The following is a 19,014-nucleotide window of genomic DNA, read 5'->3' on the forward strand; positions in this document are numbered from 1 at the left end:
GCAATGCAAATCATTGCTTTTCGGACTTGCCGACAACCGGCAATCAGGCTAGTGCCCGCCACCCATTGTGACTGAAACGCTAAGTCCTTAATTCACAAGACCCATTAGCATTCCATTCACATTAATGACTTGTTCATTCACTTTATGCTTGACACATGACATCGATTGAATATAACTTTAAACGATAATCATTATCATTACCGTTTGGAGCCTGCCATGCGCACGCAATCCGCGACGACCGCCGACGATGGCGAATCCTACTATTTCATGTCCGCCCATCGCAGCGTGAAAGCCACCGGCATCCACTCCCGCCTGCGCCTGCCGGCCTGCGACGGCGGCGATGCCGGCGGCGCCTTCGCGCGCGCCGCGGCCGACGCGTTCGCCCGCGCCCGAGCCGACGGCATCCGCGAACCGGTGCTGATGGGGGCCATCCCCTTCGACATGGACAAGCCGTCGGAGCTGTTCATCCCCCGGCAACACGCCTTCTTCGACCGCGAGGAGCGGCTGAACGCCGCCCGCCTCCCCGCCGGCGGCGCCCATGCGCTCAGCGCGCGCAGCATTCCTGACGAGCAGGGCTTCAAGCACGCGGTCAGCCAGGCCATCGCGCGCTTCGCCGACGGCGACATCCGCAAGGCGGTGCTGTCTCGGGTGCTGGAAGTGGACTTCGACCAGCCGGTGTCGGCGGAACAAGTGTTCGACGCCGCCTGCGCGCAGAATCCCAGCGGCTACCAGTTCCAGCTGCCGCTGGACGGCGGCGCCCATCTGATAGGCGTCAGCCCCGAGTTGCTGCTGCAGAAGGACGGCGGCCGCATCCGCACCTTCCCGCTGGCCGGTTCGGCCAAGCGCCAGGCCGACGCGGCCGCCGACGCCGACGCCGGCCAAGGCCTGCTGGCGTCGGCCAAGGACCATTACGAGCACAGCCTGGTGATAGACGAGATCCGCAGCGTGCTGACGCCGCACTGCGCCGAGCTGATGATTCCCACCCAGCCGTCGCTGCTGGGCACCCGCGCGATGTGGCATCTGGGCACGCCGATAGACGGCGCGCTGGCCGACCCGGCCATGTCGGTGCTGCAACTGGCCTGCCAGTTGCACCCGACGCCGGCGATATGCGGCTTCCCTACCCAGGCCTCGCGACAGCTGATCCGCCAGATCGAACCGTTCGAGCGCGGCGTGTTCAGCGGCATGGTCGGCTGGTGCGACGAGGCCGGCAACGGCGAATGGGCGGTGACGATACGCTGCGCCACCGTCGAGCGGCAGCGGGTGCGGCTGTTCGCCGGCGCCGGCATCGTCGCCGCGTCGACGCCGGAATCGGAATGGGCGGAAACCCAGGCCAAGCTCGGCACGATGCTGGCCGCCTTCGGCCTCGCCGGCACGGAGGCGCTGGCATGAGCATAGCCTTTACCCGATGGCCCGACGATCTGGCCGCCCGCTACCGCGCCGCCGGCTGGTGGAACGACCAGCCGATGACCGAGATGCTGCAACGCCAGCGCCGGGAGCGCCCCGACGCGCCGGCGGTGCTGTGCGGCGAGCGCGAGATCAGCTACGCCGAACTGGACCGCCGCGCGGGCAATCTGGCCGCCTGGCTGCTGTCGCGCGGCCTGGCCCGCCACGACACCGCGCTGGTGCAGCTGCCCAATACCGCCGAGTTCTACATCACGCTGTTCGCGCTGTTCAAGATAGGCGTCGCGCCGGTCAACGCGCTGTTCAGCCACCAGAAGCTGGAACTGTCGGCCTACGCCCGCCAGATCCAGCCCAAGCTGCTGATCGCCGACCGCCGCCATCCGCTGTTCGGCGACGACGCGATGGCCGACCAGCTGGCCGCGATCTCGCCGGCGCTGAGCGTGCGCCTGTTCGCCAACGACGGGCTGGAAGCGGTGCTGGAGCAAGACCATGCCGGCCTGCCGGACGGCGCCGGCCCCAGCGCCGCCGACGAAGTCGCCTTCTTCCAGCTGTCCGGCGGCAGCACCGGCACGCCCAAGCTGATCCCGCGCACCCACAACGATTATTTCTACAGCGTGCGCCGCAGCGCCGAGATCTGCGAACTCGGCCCGCACACCCGCTTCCTGTGCGCGCTGCCGGCGCCGCACAACTTCCCGCTGAGCTCGCCCGGCGCGCTCGGCGTCTTCCACGCCGGCGGCGCCGTGGTGCTGGCGCCGAATCCGGAGGCGCTGGCCTGCTTCGCGCTGGTCGAGCGCCACCAGGTGGATATCGCCGCGCTGGTGCCGCCGGCGGTCGCGCTGTGGCTGCAGGCCGCTCCCGGCCGCGAGTCGCAGCTGAAGAGCCTGAAGCTGCTGCAGGTCGGTGGCGCCAGCTTCGCCGAGGCCACAGCGCGCCAGGTGCCGGCGGTGCTGGGCTGCGCGCTGCAACAGGTGTTCGGCATGGCCGAGGGCCTGGTCAACTACACCCGGCTCGACGACGGCGACGACATCGTCTTCGGCTGCCAGGGCCGGCCGATGAGCGATGGCGACGAGGTCAAGATCGTCGACGAGGCCGGCTATCCGGTGCCCGCGGGCACGCCCGGCATGCTGGCCACGCGCGGTCCCTATACCTTCCGCGGCTACTACCTGGCCCCGGAGCACAACGCCCGCGTGTTCGACAACGAAGGCTTCTATTACTCCGGCGACGTCGTCGTGGCCGACGAGCGTGGCTATCTGCGCGTGGTCGGCCGGGTCAAGGACCAGATCAACCGCGGCGGCGAGAAGATCGCCGCCGAGGAGATCGAGCACCTGCTGCTGCTGCACCCGCAGGTGGCCCAGGCCGCGCTGGTGGCGATGCCCGACGCGATGCTGGGCGAAAAGAGCTGCGCCTACGTCGTTTCGCGTGAAGACGGACTGAAGTCGGTGGCGCTGCGCCGCTTCCTGCGCGAGCAGGGCGTGGCCGACTACAAGCTGCCCGACCGCTTCGAACTGGTGGACACCCTTCCGCTGACCCATGTCGGCAAAATAGACAAACAAGCGCTGCGCGGCCTGCTGGCCGCCGCGGCCGGAGCCTGAACACAATGAGCATTCCCAAGCTGAACGCCTACCCGCTGCCGCAGGCGGCCGACTTCCCCGCCAACAAGACCGCCTGGCGCGTCGAACCGGCGCGCGCCGCGCTGCTGATTCACGACATGCAGCGCTACTTCCTGGCCTTCTACGGCGAGGACAGCCCGCTGATGCAACAGCTGACCGCCCGCGTCGCCGCGCTGCGCGACTGGGCCGACCGCCACGGCGTGCCGGTGATCTACACCGCCCAGCCCACCGAGCAGAAAGCGGAAGACCGCGCGCTGCTGAACGATATGTGGGGCCCCGGCCTGACCACCGCCGACCCGGCCCTGCAGGCGGTGACGCCGGCGCTGGCCCCGCGCGAGCGGGACACGGTGCTGGTCAAATGGCGCTACAGCGCCTTCCAGCGCAGCGATCTGCAGGAGCGGATGAAGGCCTGGGGTCGCGACCAGCTGGTGATCTGCGGCGTCTACGCCCACATCGGCTGCATGATGACCGCCTGCGACGCCTTCATGCGCGACATCCAGGCCTTCATGGTCGGCGACGCCGTCGCCGACTTCAGCGAGGACGAGCACAAGATGGCGCTGCGCTACGTGGCCACCCGCTGCGGCGCCGTCATCGCCGCGGCCGATCTGACCGACGGCGGCGCCGAGGCGATCACCCGCGACTGGCTGAAGGCGCAGCTGCTGGCGGTGCTGGAGGACGGCGACGACAGCCTGGCCGGCGACGACAATCTGCTGGACTACGGTCTCGATTCGATACGCGTGATGGAGCTGGTGGGCCGCTGGCGCGAACAGGGCCTGGACATCGGCTTCGAAGACCTGGCCCGCACGCCGACGCTGGACGGCTGGTGGGCGGCGATAGCGTCCCGGCTGCCGCAGGAGGCCTGAGCATGCGCGGACTGGATTTCACCGGCCAATGCGCGTGGGTCACCGGCGCCGCCCAGGGCATAGGCCGCGAAGTGGCGGCCCGCCTGCTCGAAGCCGGCGCGCGCGTGATCGCGCTGGATCTGCAGTTCGACGGCCCGGCGGCCGATGGCGGCGGCGCGCTGCGCCAACTGCCGCTGGACATCCGCGACGCCGACGCCGTGGCGGCGCTGTGCCGCCGCTTGGCCGACGAGAACGCCCTGCCGGACGTGCTGGTCAACGCCGCCGGCGTGCTGCGCTTGGGCCAGCTGGACGCCCTGTCCATCGACGACTGGCAGCAGTGCCTGGCCGTCAACGTCAGCGGCCCCTTCTATCTGCTGCGCGCGCTGATGCCGCATTTCAAGGCGCGCCGCGCCGGCGCCATCGTCAATGTCGCGTCCAACGCCGCCCACGTGCCGCGGCTGGACATGGCCGGCTACGGCGTGTCCAAGGCGGCGATGGTCAGCCTCAGCCACAACGTCGCGCTGGAGCTGGCGCCGTACGGCGTGCGCTGCAATGCGGTGTCGCCCGGCTCCACCGACACGCCGATGCTGCGCGGCATGTGGCAGGACGACAACGGCGCCGCCCGAACCATCGCCGGCAAGCCCGAGGCCTACCGGCTCGGCATTCCGCTCGGCAAGCTGGCCACGCCGGCCGACATCGCCGGCGCGGTGCTGTTCCTGGCCTCGGACCTGGCCGGCCACATCACCATGCAGGACGTGGTGGTGGACGGCGGCGCCACGCTGGCAGCCTGAACCCGCGGCCCCGCCGCCAACAACGGATGCATCCGCCCCCCGAGGCGCATACCGTGGAGAACATCATGACTACGCTTGCCAAGCCGCCGCACGGCCTACTGGCGCCCGAGCCCCCCCACCCGACGCCGCCGTCCAGCCAGGCCGACTACCACGCGATGGCCAGTCCGATCGAACTGCTGCGCAGCCTGCCGGCCAGCCCGCGCGCCCACGCCTCGGTCCACGCCGGCCGCGCCGCGGTGAAGCGGGTGCTCAGCGGCGAAGACCCGCGCTGGCTGGTGGTGGTGGGGCCCTGCTCCATCCACGACCCGCGCGCCGGCCTGGACTACGCTGCCCGCCTGGCCGAACTGGCCGCCGATGTCGACGACACGCTGCTGATCGTGATGCGCGCCTATTTCGAGAAGCCGCGCACCAGCGTCGGCTGGAAAGGCCTGATCAACGACCCTTACATGGACGACAGCTGCTGCCTGGACGAAGGCATGCACATCGCCCGCCGCTTCCTGCTGGCCGCCGCCGAGCTGGGCCTGCCGCTGGCCGGCGAGGCGCTGGATCCGCTGTCCCCGCTGTATCTGGCCGATCTGTACAGCTGGATGGCGATAGGCGCGCGCACGACGGAATCTCAAATCCACCGCGAGCTGGCCTCGGCGCTGGACTGCGCCGTCGGCTTCAAGAACGGCACCGACGGCACGCTGGACGCGGCGCTGAACGCCATCGTCTCCGCCAGCGCGCCGCACGCCTATCTGGGCATGGGCCGCGACGGCCGCGTGGCCGTGGTGAACAGCCGCGGCAACCCGCACTGCCACCTGGTGCTGCGCGGCGGCGGCGGCCGGCCCAACTACGACTCGGTCAGCATCACGCTGGCCGAGCAGGCGCTGAAGAAACGCGACATCCCGCCGGCCATCATGGTGGACTGCGCCCACGGCAATTCGTGGAAGAACCACCAGTGGCAGCCCAGGGTGCTGACCGACGTCGTCGGACAGATCGTCGGCGGCAACCACGGCATCCGCGCCGTGATGCTGGAAAGCTTCATCGAGCCGGGCAACCAGCCGATCCCGGCCGACCTGTCGCAGTTGCGCTACGGCTGCTCGGTGACCGATCCCTGCGTCGACTGGGACACCACCTCGCTGATACTGCGCAACGCGCGCAACAGGCTGCGGCCGCTGCTGGGCAACTGAACCGCCCCCGCAAGCCATGCCGCCCGGCATGGCTTGCCCCCCCCTCCCCGGCCGTCTCCAGGCCGCCAGTCTCCCCCATTCAACTGCGTCAACCGGCGCTGCGGCCTGCCGACGCGGCAAGCCATCGCCCGCGCCCCGCGACAACCCGCGCCAAAGCTGAATTAAAAATTCTTGCTTTATTCTGTTTCAACAAATACATTAAAACCAACGCAGGGAGACACCGCCGCGCCGGCGTCACGGCCCTGCTCCGTCAGCGAGGCGGCTTGATCATGCCCGCGCGGTGAATGACTTGATGGGAGAGATATCAAAACCGGTTTTGCGCCGAGGGCGTTGAAATCCCTTTCGATGCAAAAACGAAAACCGCCAAACGCAATCGGCGGACCACCATTCGCCTGGCTTTAATCTGAACGCGCGGCCTATGCCAATAGATTTAAAAGGCGCTCTGTTTTTCCCCTTGACGGAAATCGCAAGCCAAATCCTTTTGAACGCGTAAAACGGCCTCAGACGAATTGCGTCAGGAGGTTTGATCATATTTGATTTCGGATGGGGAATTTTTGAAAATACATCGGTTTGCAAAAAGAACGACCTCTGCTTATAAATGCTAAAGGCCTGCGCCAATAGGCCAAAAAGCGCAATAGGTCAATATACCGGCTCAAACTACGACATCCAGCTTGACTCGAAAACTGTCCAATAGCTTGATCAAATAGAGGATTTGAAATACTGAAATAGGGATATAAGCGACTATCTCTCTGCGGCTTCAATTGAAAAACAGCTTACATAACTTCTATCGGCTTAAAGCCGGAACATTTGGGGATTCTATGGAAAATCTGCATCACAAGTCTGTTGGAGTTGGCAATGAATCGTATCTACAATGTCATCTGGCATCACCTGACACAGCAATGGACAGTTGTGTCCGAGCACACCTGCGCCAAGAAACGCCGGTCCTCTTCCGGGAAGAAAATCACCCCGATCATGCTGAGCCTGCTGGGTTGCCTGGCCAATGAAGCCACGGCTGCGCCAGCTGGCGGCCAAGTCACAAGCGGTAGCGGCAATATCCGGCAAGCCGGCACCACCACCACCGTTGTCCAGAACAGTCAAAACCTGGCATTAAACTGGAATAGCTTCAATGTCTCGTCAAACGAGACCGTCAATTTCATCCAGCCGAATCGCACCGCGCTCGCGGTAAACTACATTCGGGACAATTCGCCCAGCCAGATAATGGGCCATTTGAACGCCAATGGTCAGTTATGGCTGATCAATCCGAATGGGATGATCTTTGGCCGCAATGCCCAGGTCAATGTCGGCAGCCTGATCGCCTCGACGCTGTCCGCCGACAACAACGCGAACAACGGCACGATAAAATTCACCGGCTCCGGAACCGGGAGCATCGTCAACCAGGGACAAATCAATGCCGCGCAAGGCGGCTATGTCGCCTTCCTCGGCAATGCCGTCAGCAATCAGGGGACGATAAACGCCAGCGCCGGCGCCGTCGCGCTGGCCGGCGGCAGCGAAATCAGCGTGGATTTCGCCGACCATCAGCTGGTCAGCGTCCAGGTAAATGAAAGCACCTTGAACAATCTGGCGGAAAACCGGCAGTTGATCCAGGCCGACGGCGGCCAGGTCATCATGACCGCGGGGGCCCACGACAGCATCTTGAGCAGCGCCGTCAACAATAGCGGCATCATCGAAGCGCGCACGCTGGAAAACCACAACGGCACGATCACCTTATTAGCCGGCATGACCGCGGGCACGACCAGCGTGGCGGGCACGCTGGACGCATCGGCCCCCAACGGAGGCGACGGCGGCCATATCGACACCTCCGCGGCCCATGTCGATGTCGCGCCCGGCGCGAACATCACGACCAAAGCGCCGAACGGTTCGACCGGCTCCTGGACGATAGACCCGCAGAACTACACGATCGCCGCCAGCGGCGGCGACATCACCGGCTCGCAAGTCAGCAGCCTGCTGGCCAGCAACAACATCATCATCTCGTCCACCCAGGGCGCCACCGCCGGCAGCGGCGACCTGAATGTCAACGACGCGATCAGCTGGAGCAACGCCAACTCGCTGACCCTGAACGCGGTGCGCAATGTCAGCTTCAACAGCGGCGGCACGGTGACGAATACCGGCGGCGGCACCTTGTCGGCCAGGGCCGACGCCAATGCCAGCGGCACCGGCACGGTGATCATGAATGGCGGCAGCATCAATGTCAGCGGCACCGGCGGCGCGGTCAATTTCTATTACAACCCGGCGGTGTTCGGCACCGCGTCCAGCTTCAGCAATGTCACCGTGGGCAGCGGCGACAAGTTCACGGCCTATATGCTGATCAACAGCGCGAGCAAGCTGCAGTCGATGTCGGTCAACACCGCCGGCAATTACGCATTGGGCACCAATATCGACGCGTCTTCGATCAGCAACTTCACGCCCGTCGCGTTTACCGGCAATTTCGATGGCCTGAATTACGCGATCAGCAATCTTACCGTGAACGCCAGCGCCAATAACGCAGGCTTGTTCAGCACGGCGAGCAGCGCGGCGACCATACAGAACGTGACGCTGAGCAATGCCTCGATCACCGGCCACGCGGCTGTCGGCGCCTTGGTCGGCAACAACGCCGGCACGATCAAGAACATCACGGTCAGCGGCACCGTCAGCGGAAGCAGCGACGAAATCGGCGGGGTGGTCGGCTATAACACCGGCACCCTGGATCGCATCAACTCGTCAGCCACGGTCAACGGCACCGGCGTCAGCGGCGCCAGCGACTATGTCGGCGGACTGATCGGCTATAGCACCGGCGGCGCCATCAGCAATGCGTCGGTGACCGGGGCGGTCAATACCGCGGCGCATAATTACTATGTCGGCGGCTTCATCGGCTACAGCAACAGCACGATCAGCAACTCATCGGCCACCGGAAACGTCAATTCGATATTCGGCGGCTACACCGGCGGATTCATCGGCTATGCCGGCGGCGGAACGGTATCGACTTCCTATGCGACCGGCTCGGTAAGCGCCGGCGATTATGGTTACGACGATAACGCGGGCTTTATCGGCGTCAACTATGCGCCGATCACCAATTGTTATTCGACCGGCACCGTCAACCTTGCGCAATCGTGGTACAGCGGCAGCTTCGTCGGACAAAACCGCGCCAATATCAGCAATTCCTACTCCACCGGCAACATCACCGTCAGCAGCGGACCGGCGGCCGGCGGCGACGGGTCCGCCACCTATACCGACAGCGTCGGCGGCTTCGTCGGCTACAACGTCTCCGGCAACCTGAGCAATGTCTACGCGACCGGCAGCGTCACCTCCACCGGGCAGGGCGCGAACGGCACCTACTACGGCAGCTATTATGTCGGCGGCCTGGTCGGCTATGTCGGGTCGGGCAATATCACCCATTCCTACGCGACGGGCAATGTCACGGCCACCGCGCTGATCCGGGGAGCGGGCGGGCTGGTCGGCGAAGGCGTCGCCGGCACCTATACCAATGACTACGCCAGCGGCAATGTGACGGCGACGCAAGCCGGCTACAGCTCGCCCCCCAGCTATGTCGGCGGCTTGCTCGGCTATCCCGGCGCGACGCTGGTCAATACCTATTCGGTGGGCAATGTCAGCGTTTCCGCCGGCACCACCAACTCCGGCGGCCTGACCGGCGCGGCGACCACCATCACCGGCAGCTCGTTCTGGGATACCACGACCAGCGGCAAAGCCACCGACCCTTCCACCCACGCGGTCGGAATGAATACGGCCAATATGCAGACACAGGCCAACTTCACCTCGGCGACGGCGGCCAATGGCAACAGCAACCCGGCCTGGGATTTTTCCACTGTCTGGAAAATGGGCTCCGGCTCTTATCTGTACCCGGTATTCCAGACACCAGACGGACCGACCAGCACGCCCGGCGCCACCACGCCCGTCGTCGCCGCGGTCTACTATCCGCTGACCTTGTCCAACTTCTCCGCCAGCAACAAGGTGTATGACGGCACCACGGCCGCCAGCTCGATCACCGCCAGCCTGGCCGGCATCCTGCCTGGACAAAGTGTCAGCCTGTCCCCGCTGAGCGGTACCTTCGTCAACAAGAATGTCGGCAACGGCAAGACGATCACCCTCAGCTCGACCCCGACGCTGGCCGGCGCCAATGCCGGCAACTATCAACTGGCGCCGTATGTCGTCAACGCGTTCAGCGCCAATATCACGCCGCTGGCCATCACCGTCGCCGCCAGCGGGCAGAACAAGACCTACGACGGCACCGTGGCCGACACCGTGACGCTCTCCAGCAGCGGCGTGCTGGCCGGCGACACCGTCAACTTCTCCGACACCAGCGCCAGCTTCGCCAACAAGAACGTCGGCAACGGCAAGGCCGTCTCGGTCTCCGGCATCTCGGCCAGCGGAACCGACGCCGGCAACTACACGCTGAACAACAGCACGGCGACCACCAGCGCCAACATCACCCCGCTGGCCATCACCGTCGCCGCCGCCGGGCAGAACCGGACCTACGACGGCACCGTAAACGACGCCGTCACGCTATCCAGCAGCGGCGTGCTGGCCGGCGACACCGTCAACTTTTCCGACACCAGCGCCAGCTTCGCCAACAAGAACGTCGGCAACGGCAAGACCGTCTCGGTCTCCGGCATCTCGGCCAGCGGCGCCGACGCCGGCAACTACACCGTCAGCAACAGCACGGCGACCACCAGCGCCAACATCACGCCGCTGGCCATCACCGTCGCCGCCGCCGGGCAGAGCAAAACCTACGACGGCACCGTATCCGACACCGTCACGCTCTCCAGCAGCGGCGTGCTGGCCGGCGACACCGTCAACTTCGCCGACACCAGCGCCAGCTTCGCCAACAAGAACGTCGGCAACGCCAAGGCCGTCACCGTCTCCGGCATCTCGGCCAGCGGCGGCGACGCCGGCAATTACACGCTGAGCAACAGCACGGCGACCACCAGCGCCAGCATCACGCCGCTGGCCATCACCGTCGGCGCCGCCGGGCAGAACAAGACCTACGACGGCACCGTAAACGACACCGTCACGCTCTCCAGCAGCGGCGTGCTGGCCGGCGACGCCGTCAACTTCTCCAGCGCCAGCGCCAGCTTCGCCGACAAGAATGTCGGCACCGGCAAGACCGTCTCGGTCTCCGGCATCTCGGCGGGCGGCGCCGACGGCGGCAACTACACCATCAACAACAGCACGGCGACGACCAGCGCCAACATCACGCCGCTGGCCATCACCGTCGCCGCCACCGGACAGAACAAGGTCTACGACGGCACCGTCAGCGATACCGTCACGCTCGCCAGCGGCGGCGTGCTGGCCGGCGACGCCGTCAGCTTCTCCGACACCGGCGCCAGCTTCGCCAACAAGAATGTCGGCACCGGCAAGACCGTCACCGTCTCCGGCATCTCGGCCAGCGGCGCCGACGCCGGCAACTACACGCTGAACAACGGCACGGCGACCACCAGCGCCAACATCACCCCGCTGGCCATCACCGTCGCCGCCACCGGACAGAACAAGGTCTACGACGCCACCACGGGCGACACCGTGACGCTGGCCAGCGCCGGCGTGCTGGCCGGCGACACCGTCAACTTCACCAGCGCCAGCGCCAGCTTCGCCAACAAGAACGTCGGCACCGGCAAGACCGTCTCGGTCTCCGGCATCTCGGCCAGCGGCGCCGACGCCGGCAACTACACGCTGAACAACAGCGCGGCGACCACCAGCGCCAACATCACCCCGCTGGCGCTCAGCGTCAACGGCGCCGGCGCCAGCGACAAGCTGTACGACGGCGGCAATGCCGCCTCGCTGTTCGGCAGCATCGCCACGCTCGCCGGGGATGCCGTCACCCTGAGCGGCAACGGCACCTTCGCCAGCGCCCACGTGGCGCGCGACGGCAGCGGCAACGTCATCGCCCAGAACGTCGCCGCCAACTATTCCATCAGCGGCGCCGACGCCGGCAATTACACGCTGTCGCAGCCAACCGGACTCAGCGCGTCCATCCGGCCGGTCTCCGTCACCGCCAGCGTCAGCGCCGCCAACAAGACCTACGACGGCACCACCAGCGCCACGCTGAGCAGCCAGGGCGTCACCGGCGCCATCAATGGCGAAACCCTGGTCCTCAATGCCGCCGCCGCCAACTTCGACACCCAGGACGCCGGCACCGGCAAGACCGTCACCGCCAGCGGCCTGACGCTGGGCAACGGCACCGGCCTGGCCAGCGACTATGCGCTGCAAAGCACTACCGCCGCCACCACCGCCAACATCAACCAGGCCCATCTGAGCGTCAGCGGCCTGATCGCCGCCGGCAAGACCTATGACGGCACCACCAACGTCACCATTACCAACTGGGGCAATCTGAACGGCCTGGTCGCCGGCGAGACCCTGACGCTGGATCACGGCACCGCCTCGTTCAGCAGCGCCGGCAGCAGCGCGGGCACCGTCACCGTCACCGCTTCCGGCTACAGCCTGGCCAATGGCAGCGGCAAGGCCAGCAACTACGTGCTCGACACGCCGACCGCCACCACCCAGGCGGCGATCAACAAAGCCCTGCTGACGGTCACCGCCAACAACGACGCCAAGATCGTCACCCAGGCCGACAATGCCGGCAGCTACAACGGCGTCAGCTATTCCGGCTTCGTCAATGGCGAAACCGCCTCCGTGCTGGGCGGCGCGCTGTCGATCTCGCGCAGCGGCATGGGCGCCGGCAACGGCGCCAGCGACCCGGCCGGCAGCTACGCCAACAGCCTGGTCGCCAGCGGCCTTTCCTCGTCCAACTACGCCATCAGCTACCAGACCGGCAACTACACCATCGTGCCGGCCAATGTGCTGCTGGTGAAAGCGGCCAATGCCAGCCAGGCCTATGGTTCGGCCTTCAGCCTCGCCGCGCCGACCGCGCAGTATCTCGACGGCACCAGCAACCTGATCAAGATGCTGACCGTCACCGCCAACGGCGGCAACAGCTTTACCGCCAACGACGGCGCCGGCGGCACCGCGACCTTCACGCTGAGTCCCAGCGCCGGCGTGTACAGCGGCAGCAACAACCTGGCCCTCGGCAACTACAACCTCACCAGCGGCAACGCGGCCATCACCGGCGGCAACTTCAGCAGCCTGGTCTACACCGGCGTCGAGACCGTCACGCCGAAAGCGCTGACGCCGTCCGCCAGCGGCGTCAGCAAGACCTACGACAGCACCACCGCGATGAGCGGCTTGAGCCTGACGGCCGGCACAGGCGTCATCGCCGGCGATGCGGTCAATGTCAGCGGCAACGGCGCCTTCGCCAGCGCCAACGCCGGCAGTGAGGCCTACACAATCAATGATGTGATTCTGAGCGGCAGCGACGCGGCGGACTACTATGTCACCGGCGGCACCCTTAGCGGCGCCGGCACCATCAATGCGCGCCACATCACGCTGAACGCGCAGAGCGACACCAAGACCTACGATGGCACCACCGGCTCCACGCAGAGCGTCGCCATCGGCGGCTCGGGCCTGGTCGGTTCCGACAACATCAGCGGCCTGGCCGAGCAGTTCGCCAGCAAGAATGTGCTGGGCGCCAACGGCAGCACGCTGTCGGTCAAGACCGGCTATGTGATCAACGACGGCAATGGCGGCGGCAACTACATCGTCGACGCGACGAACACCGCCAGCGGCACCATCAACCAGGCGGCGCTGACCTTGAGCGCGCAAAGCGACACCAAGACCTACAACGGCACCACCGCCTCGGCCGGCACCGTTCAAGTCAGCAGCGGCGGCCTGGTCGGCGGCGACAGCTTCAGCGCGCTGAGCCAGAGCTTCGACAGCAAGAACGCCGGCAGCCGCACGTTGAGCGTCAACTACGCGATCAACGACGGCAATGGCGGCGGCAACTATCAGGTCACCACGCTGACCGCCGGCGGGACGATCGCGCAAAAGGCGCTGACCGACTCCGGCATGAGCATCAACAGCAAGGTCTACGACGGCACCACCGCCGCCACCATCAACTCATCCGGCGTGCTCAACGGCGTGATCGCCGGCGACAGCGTCAGCGTCGATACCAGCCACAGCTCGGCCGTTTTCTCCACCAAGAACGTCGGCAGCAATCTGGCGGTCGCCGTCAGCTCGGTAGGTCTGGGCGGAACCGACGCAGGCAACTACACGCTGACCCAGCCGTCCGATCTGACCGGCAACATCACCGCCAAGGGGCTGACCGTCACCGGCTCCTCCGCGGCCGGCAAGACCTACGACGGCACCACCGCCACCACGGTCAGCGGCGGCGCCCTGGTCGGCCTGGTTTCCGGCGACAGCGTGACGCTCAGCCAGGCCGGCAGCTTTGTCGATCCCAACGCCGGCACCAACAAGGCCGTCACCGCCAACGACAGCCTCAGCGGACTCGACGCCGCCAACTACACGCTGACCCAGCCATTGGGCATCACCGCCAACATCACGCCCAAGACCATCTCCGCCTCGTTCACTATCCAGAACAAGGTCTACGACGGTTCGACCACCGCCACCGTGTCGGCTTACGGCTTCAGCGGCCTGGTCGGCTCCGACTCCCTGACCCTGTCCGGCGCCAGCGCCGCCTTCTCCGACAAGAACGTCGCCTGGAGCGCGGGGCCGGGCAGCACCGTCGTCAGCAAGACCGTCTCCATCAGCGGCTACACCCTAGGCAATGGCAGCGGCCTCGCCAGCAATTACCAGCTGGCCTCGCCGAGCGCCACCTCCTCCGCCAGCATCACGCCGCTGGCCATCACCGTCGCCGCCACCGGACAGAACAAGGTCTACGACGGCACCGTCAGCGATACCGTCACGCTCGCCAGCGGCGGCGTGCTGGCCGGCGACGCCGTCAGCTTCTCCGACACCGGCGCCAGCTTCGCCAACAAGAATGTCGGCACCGGCAAGACCGTCACCGTCTCCGGCATCTCGGCCAGCGGCGCCGACGCCGGCAACTACACGCTGAACAACGGCACGGCGACCACCAGCGCCAACATCACCCCGCTGGCCATCACCGTCGCCGCCACCGGACAGAACAAGGTCTACGACGCCACCACGGGCGACACCGTGACGCTGGCCAGCGCCGGCGTGCTGGCCGGCGACACCGTCAACTTCACCAGCGCCAGCGCCAGCTTCGCCAACAAGAACGTCGGCACCGGCAAGACCGTCTCGGTCTCCGGCATCTCGGCCAGCGGCGCCGACGCCGGCAACTACACGCTGAACAACAGCGCGGCGACCACCAGCGCCAACATCACCCAGCTGGCGCTCAGCGTCAGCGGCGCCGGCGCCTACAACAAGCTGTACGACGGCGGCAATGCCGCCACCTTGTACGGCAGCATCGCCATCCTGGGCAACGACGCCGTCACCTTGAGCAACAACGGCACCTTCGCCAGCGCCCACGTGGCGCGCGACGGCAGCGGCAACGTCATCGCCCAGAACGTCACCGCCAACTACGCCATCAGCGGCGCCGACGCCGGCAATTACACCCTGTCGCAACCGACCGGGCTCAGCGCGTCCATCCTGCCGGTCTCCGTCACCGCCAGCGTCGGCGCCGCCAACAAGACCTATGACGGCTCCACCAGCGCCACGCTGAGCAGCCAGGGCGTCACCGGCGCCATCAATGGCGAAACCCTGGTCCTCAATGCCGCCGCCGCCAACTTCAACACCCAGGACGCCGGCACCGGCAAGACCGTCACCGCCAGCGGCCTGACGCTGGGCAACGGCACCGGCCTGGCCAGCGACTACGCGCTGCAAAGCACTACCGCCACTACCACCGCCGACATCAACCAGGCCCATCTGAGCGTCAGCGGCCTGACCGCCGCCGACAAGACCTATGACGGCACCACCAGCGTCGACATCACCAACTGGGGCAGCCTGAACGGCCTGGTCGCCGGCGAGAGCCTGACCTTGAACCATGGCAACGCCTCGTTCAGCAGCGCCGGCAGCAGCGCGGGCACCATCACCGTCACCGCTTCCGGCTACAGCCTGGCCAACGGCAGCGGCAAGGCCAGCAACTATGTGCTCGACACGCCGACCGCCACCACCCAGGCGACGATCAATCAGGCGCTGTTGACGGTCACCGCCAATAACGACGCCAAGATCGTCACCCAGGCCGACAATGCCGGCAGCTATAACGGCGTCAGCTATTCCGGCTTCGTCAACGGCGAAACCGCCTCCGCGCTGAGCGGCACGCTGTCGATCTCGCGCAGCGGCATGGGCGCCGGCAACGGCGCCAGCGACCCGGCCGGCAGCTACGCCAACAGCCTGGTCGCCAGCGGCCTTTCCTCGTCCAACTACGCCATCAGCTACCAGACCGGCAACTACACCATCGTGCCGGCCAATGTGCTGCTGGTGAAAGCGGCCAATGCCAGCCAGGCCTATGGTTCGGCCTTCAGCCTCGCCGCGCCGACCGCGCAGTATCTCGACGGCACCAGCAACCTGATCAAGATGCTGACCGTCACCGCCAACGGCGGCAACAGCTTTACCGCCAACGACGGCGCCGGCGGCACCGCGACCTTCACGCTGAGCCCCAGCGCCGGCGTGTACAGCGGCAGCAACAACCTGGCCCTCGGCAATTACAATCTCACCAGCGGCAACGCGGTCATCTCCGGCGGCAACTTCAGCAGCCTGGCCTACACCGGCGTCGAGACCGTCACGCCGAAAGCGCTGACGCCGTCCGCCAGCAGCGGCGCCATCAAGACCTACGACGGCACCACCGCGATGAATGGCTTGAGCCTGGCGGGCGGCGCGGGCGTCATTGCCGGCGATGCGGTCAATGTCAGCGGCAACGGCGCCTTCGCCAGCGCCAACGCCAACGCCAACGCCGGCAGTGAGGCCTACACGATCAATGATGTGATTCTGAGCGGCAGCGACGCGGCGGACTACTATGTCACCGGCGCCGGCACCGTCACCGGCACCGGCACCATCAATGCGCGCCACATCACGCTGAACGCGCAGAGCGACGCCAAGACCTACGACGGCACCACCGGTTCCACGCAGAGCGTCGCCATCGGCGGCTCGGGCCTGGTCGGCTCCGACAACATCAGCGGCCTGGCCGAGCAGTTCGCCAGCAAGAATGTGCTGGGCGCCAACGGCAGCACGCTGTCGGTCAAGACCGGCTATGTGATCAACGACGGCAATAGCGGCGGCAACTACATCGTCGACGCGACCAACACCGCCAGCGGCACCATCAACCAGGCGGCGCTGACCTTGAGCGCGCAAAGCGACACCAAGACCTACAACGGCACCACCGCCTCGGCCGGCACCGTTCAAGTCAGCAGCGGCGGCCTGGTCGGCGGCGACAGCTTCAGCGCGCTGAGCCAGAGCTTCGACAGCAAGAACGCCGGCAGCCGCACGCTGAGCGTCAACTACGCGATCAACGACGGCAATGGCGGCGGCAACTATCAGGTCACCACGCTGACCGCCGGCGGGACGATCGCGCAAAAGGCGCTGACGGCCTCCGGCCTGGGCATCAACAACAAGGTCTACGACGGCACCACCGCCGCGACCATCAACGCGTCGACCGGCGTGCTCAACGGCCTGATCGCCGGCGACAGCGTCGGTGTCGATACCAGCCACAGCTCGGCGACCTTCTCCACCAAGAATGTCGGCACCAATCTGGCGGTGACCGTCAACTCGGTGGGACTGAGCGGCGCCGATGCCGGCAATTACACCCTCAGCAGCGGCAGCGGCACCGCCAGCGCCAGCATCACGCCACTGGCCATCACCGTCGCCGCCAGCGGACAGAACAAGACCTACGACGGCGGCACCGGCGACACCGTCACGCTCGCCAGCAGCGGCGTGCTGGCCGGCGATACCGTCCACTTCTCCGACACTGGCGCCAGCTTCGCCGACAAGAACGTCGGCAATGCCAAAACCGTCACTGTCGCCGGTATCTCGGCCAGCGGAACCGACGCCGGCAACTACACCGTCAACAGCACGGCGACCACCAGCGCCAACATCACCCCGCTGGCCATCACCGTCAGCGCCGTCGGACAGAACAAGACCTATGACGGCACCACAGGCGACGCCGTGACGCTCTCCAGCGGCGATGTGCTGGCCGGCGATGTCGTCCACTTCACCGATACCGGCGCCAGCTTCGCCAACAAGAACGTCGGCAATGCCAAGACCGTCTCCGTGACCGGCATCACGGCCAACGGCGGCGATGCAGGCAACTACACCATCAACCGCACGGCGACCACCAGCGCCAGCATCACGCCGCTGGCCATCACCGTCGCCGCCGCCGGACAGAACAAGGTCTACGACGGCACCCTAGTCGACACCGTGACGCTCTCCAGCGGCGGCGTGCTGGCCGGCGATAGCGTCAGCTTCTCCGATGCCGGCGCCAGCTTCGCCAACAAGAATGTCGGCAACGGCAAGATCGTCTCGGTGGCCGGCATCTCGGCCAGCGGCGCCGACGCCGGCAATTACATCGTCAGCAACGGCACCGCCGTCACCAGCGCCAGCATCACGCCGCGCGCCATCACCGTCGTCGCCGCCGGACAGAACAAGGTATACGACGGCACCACAGGCGACACCGTGACGCTCTCCAGCGGCGGCGTGCTGGCCGGCGATACCGTCAACTTCTCCGACGCCGGCGCCAACTTCGCCGACAAGAATGTCGGCAACGGCAAAACCGTCACCGTGGCCGGCATCTTCGCCAGCGGCGCCGATGCCGGCAATTACGCCATCAATGGCAGCACGACGACGACAGCCTCGATCACGCCGATCACCTTGTATTACTTCGCTCTGCCACAGGGCATCAAGCAGGGCGAGACGCCCTACAACCTCATCGGTGAAATCAGGGGGAATTTCGTCAATGGAGAAAACTTGGGCAATGCGACATACGGCACACTGACCTGGCTGAGCAACGGCAACGCCAATAGCGCTATCGGCCAGTATGCAATCTTTGGCGGGGGCTTGAGCGCGCAAAACTACATCTTCGTGCAAGATCCATCCAATGCAACGGCACTGACTATTTATCCCAATCAAGTGCCATTCATTACCCAAACCCAGAACGATACGGTAGCGCAGGCTCTTGCCCTGACTTTCAACGCGCAATCGTCGGCGACACCCTACGGTTTGGCTACCAGCCCCTTTTCAACCGGCAATGTCGCCGCGAACAGAAAATATAACGGCGACAACAATACCGGCTTGACGGACTTCACAAGTGATCTGAATCTGAATGTCATCGATGGCGGCGTCAAGTTGTCAATAGACCGCATGACGACCGATGGGGACAACTGAT

At 66.0% G+C, this 19,014-nt stretch carries 6 protein-coding genes; all 6 read left to right on the forward strand.

Annotated features, from left to right (window positions below):
* Nucleotides 1-216 precede the first annotated feature (216 nt).
* The 6 genes from CXB49_RS15085 (at nucleotide 217) to CXB49_RS24355 (ending at nucleotide 19,013) form a co-directional block, all read left to right on the forward strand.
* A complete protein-coding gene (locus tag CXB49_RS15085; protein ID WP_101709171.1) occupies nucleotides 217-1,389 on the forward strand; it encodes an isochorismate synthase MenF in 1,173 nt (390 codons plus the stop codon).
* Nucleotides 1,386-2,993 (forward strand): (2,3-dihydroxybenzoyl)adenylate synthase, encoded by a 1,608-nt coding sequence (locus CXB49_RS15090; RefSeq protein WP_101709172.1) that lies wholly within the window; start codon nucleotides 1,386-1,388, stop codon nucleotides 2,991-2,993. The genes CXB49_RS15085 and CXB49_RS15090 overlap by 4 nt, the downstream gene beginning before the upstream one ends.
* Before the next feature lie 5 nt (nucleotides 2,994-2,998).
* Entirely contained in the window at nucleotides 2,999-3,874 is an 876-nt protein-coding gene (locus CXB49_RS15095; protein WP_101709173.1) for an isochorismatase family protein, read from the forward strand.
* 2 nt (nucleotides 3,875-3,876) lie between these two features.
* Nucleotides 3,877-4,644, forward strand: a complete 768-nt coding sequence (gene dhbA, locus CXB49_RS15100) for a 2,3-dihydro-2,3-dihydroxybenzoate dehydrogenase (RefSeq protein ID WP_101709174.1) — start codon at nucleotides 3,877-3,879, stop codon at nucleotides 4,642-4,644.
* 65 nt (nucleotides 4,645-4,709) lie between these two features.
* Nucleotides 4,710-5,816 carry a 3-deoxy-7-phosphoheptulonate synthase gene (locus tag CXB49_RS15105; protein WP_101710728.1) on the forward strand — a complete coding sequence of 369 codons (1,107 nt, stop codon included), beginning with the start codon at nucleotides 4,710-4,712 and terminating at the stop codon, nucleotides 5,814-5,816.
* An 855-nt stretch (nucleotides 5,817-6,671) separates the two neighbouring features.
* Nucleotides 6,672-19,013: a YDG domain-containing protein gene (locus tag CXB49_RS24355; protein ID WP_101709175.1), complete on the forward strand. Its 12,342-nt coding sequence runs from the start codon at nucleotides 6,672-6,674 to the stop codon at nucleotides 19,011-19,013.
* The last annotated feature ends 1 nt before the right edge of the window (nucleotide 19,014 follow it).

Origin of the sequence: Chromobacterium sp. ATCC 53434 (assembly GCF_002848345.1) — a bacterium.
Taxonomy (GTDB): Bacteria; Pseudomonadota; Gammaproteobacteria; order Burkholderiales; family Chromobacteriaceae; genus Chromobacterium.